This window comes from Streptomyces ossamyceticus (genome assembly GCF_001418475.1).
Lineage (GTDB): Bacteria > Actinomycetota > Actinomycetes > Streptomycetales > Streptomycetaceae > Streptomyces > Streptomyces ossamyceticus.
On the sequence record NZ_LIQX01000976.1, the window covers coordinates 1 to 2,283 of the forward strand.

The 2,283-nt window shown below is 72.4% G+C and carries 2 protein-coding genes; both read right to left on the minus strand.

What is annotated here, in order from left to right:
• Positions 1 to 385: 385 nt before the first annotated feature.
• Positions 386 to 1,231 carry a DegV family protein gene (locus AOK15_RS41160; protein WP_055524372.1) on the minus strand — a complete coding sequence of 282 codons (846 nt, stop codon included), beginning with the start codon at positions 1,229 to 1,231 and terminating at the stop codon, positions 386 to 388.
• Positions 1,232 to 1,318: 87 nt separating this feature from the next.
• A complete protein-coding gene (locus tag AOK15_RS41165) occupies positions 1,319 to 2,053 on the minus strand; it encodes a hypothetical protein (protein WP_185093738.1) in 735 nt (244 codons plus the stop codon).
• Between the last annotated feature and the right edge of the window lie 230 nt (positions 2,054 to 2,283).

Sequence of the window (2,283 nt, forward strand, 5' to 3'; positions counted from 1 at the left end):
ACCCGGCGGCCCATGCCCCAACTCCCGTGGCTCATCGGCGCTCTCAGGGAACAGCGCCTCCGCGCGCAGCCTCAGCGTCTCCGCCGTGGCCCGGTGGCGTCCGGCACGGCCCCTCGGTCGCCGGGCGCGGTTGCGGGCGCGGCCGTCGGAAGACGGACCCCGCCCCGGCCCACTCGTGACTGTCGCTGTACGTGAACGTGATCGAAGTGCCATGCGAAGAGGATGGGCCAAGCCCGCACATCCACGATGATCTTGCTCAGTTCCCGTGGATTACTACCCAGTTGTGGATAACTCCGTCACCCACACGAGCGACAAGGCTCGCCGACAACGGCAACCCGCCACCCAGCACCCAGCACCCACCGAGCGTCAGCCCTCACCCGCCCCCTCACCGAGGAGAGACAACCGCCGCCAGCAACCCCGGCCCCGTGTGCGCCCCGATGACCGCTCCGACCTCGCTCACATGCAGATCGGCGAGCCCCGGAACCCGCTCCCGGAGCCGCTCCGCGAGCGCCGACGCCCGCTCGGGCGCGGCGAGATGATGGACAGCGATGTCGACCGGCGCTACACCGGCCCGCTCGGCGACGATCTCCTCCAGGCGCGCGATCGCCCTGGAGGCCGTACGCACCTTCTCCAGCGGCTCGATGCGACCGCCGTGCAGCTGCAACAGCGGCTTCACCGCGAGCGCGGAGCCGAACAGTGCCTGCGCCGCGCCGATCCGGCCGCCCCGGCGCAGATAGTCGAGGGTGTCGACATAGAAGAACGCGGACGTACCCGCCGCCCGCTTCTCGGCGGCCGTGACGGCCTCGTCGACCGTGCCGCCCGCCTCCGCCACCTCCGCGGCGGCCAGCGCGCAGAACCCGAGGGCCATCGCGACCATCCCGGTGTCCACGACGCGCACCGGCACGGGTGCCTCGCGCGCCGCGAGCACGGCGGCGTCGTACGTGCCCGAGAACTCGGCGGACAGGTGGAGCGAGACGATGCCGGTGGCGCCCGCCTCAGCCATCTTGCGGTAGGTCTCCGCGAACAGCTCGGGGCTGGGGCGGGAAGTGGTGACGGACCGTCGCTTCTGCAGTGCCTGGGCCAGCGAGCGGGCCGAGATCTCGGTGCCCTCCTCGAGCGCCTGGTCGCCGAGGACCACGGTCAACGGCACCGCGATGATGTCGTGACGCTCCATCGTCTGCGGCGGCAGATAGGCCGTGGAATCGGTGACGATCGCGACATGGCGGGACATGAGCTGGAGGTTACCCGCCAAGCCCCGTCGACGGCAGCCCGGCCCCACCGACCGCCTCGCCACCGCGTCGGGCCGCACCGCACCTCATCAAGTCGTGCTCTCCGGGCGCGGCTTCTTCTGCCACGGATACGTCGGGCGCGGCCCCGGAGGGGTGATCGCCGGCCGGGGCGGCTCCTCGGTGGTGCGGGCCTCGGGGGTCTCCTGCCGCTTCTGTCCGCCGGAGGTGGTCGGCTCGGGCTTCGGCGCCTCGGGCCAGACATGCGCGGGCTCGGACGGGTCGGTCGTCCAGTGCCGCAGCGCGCCCGCCTCGACGTCGATCTGGGCGCTGAGCGTCTCCAAGTCGTCCTCGGCGAACTTGCGGGCCCGGTCGTGTGCCGCCCAGCGCAGGGCGTCGGCCGACTTGATGACCTTCTCCGTGCGGGTGCGCAGATCGGGCAGCCGCTGGACCAGCTTCGCGCGGTCCGGCTCGGGCTCCAACCGCCTGAGCTCGTCGTCCAGCTCACGGCCGTGCCTGCTGAGCTGCTGGAAAAGGGCGAGGGACTCCTTCAGGGACTCGTCCTCGCCGACGCCCGCCTGGAGCGCCTCCTGGGTGGCCCGCATCGAGGTGCGCAACCTCAGGCGCAGGTCCGCGAGTTGGCCGACGGGGCCGGGCTGGGCGAGGCTCCTGGCGCGCAGGGTGGTGTCCTCGACCGTCCGCTTGGCCTGGGTGATCGTGCGGTCCACGCCGCGCTTGGCCGCGCCGACCGCCTTCACCGTGGCGTACGCGCCCAGCACCACGCACAGCACGAAGAGCAGGGCGACGATTGCGATCACGGCTTCCACGGCGCGCTCCTCCTTCGACCGGCACGCCACATATTGCGGCGCTCTTCCACGGTAAACGCAACGGGCAGGTCCACAGTTCCAGCAGAACCCCGAACCTGCCCGTAGGGGATCACCCCGAGCGACCGCACGACAACCGCACGGCGACCACGCGACCGCCCTCCGCCGTACGGCACGGGGGGGCGCCGGGACCCGGCACCGGCCTCGAGGCCGCCCCACCCCGTCCTGCCCGG

Bases quoted from the DNA above. Each gene is read 5' to 3' on its own strand.
- AOK15_RS41160 (WP_055524372.1), bottom strand. From the start codon at position 1,231: ATGTCCCGCCATGTCGCGATCGTCACCGATTCCACGGCCTATCTGCCG.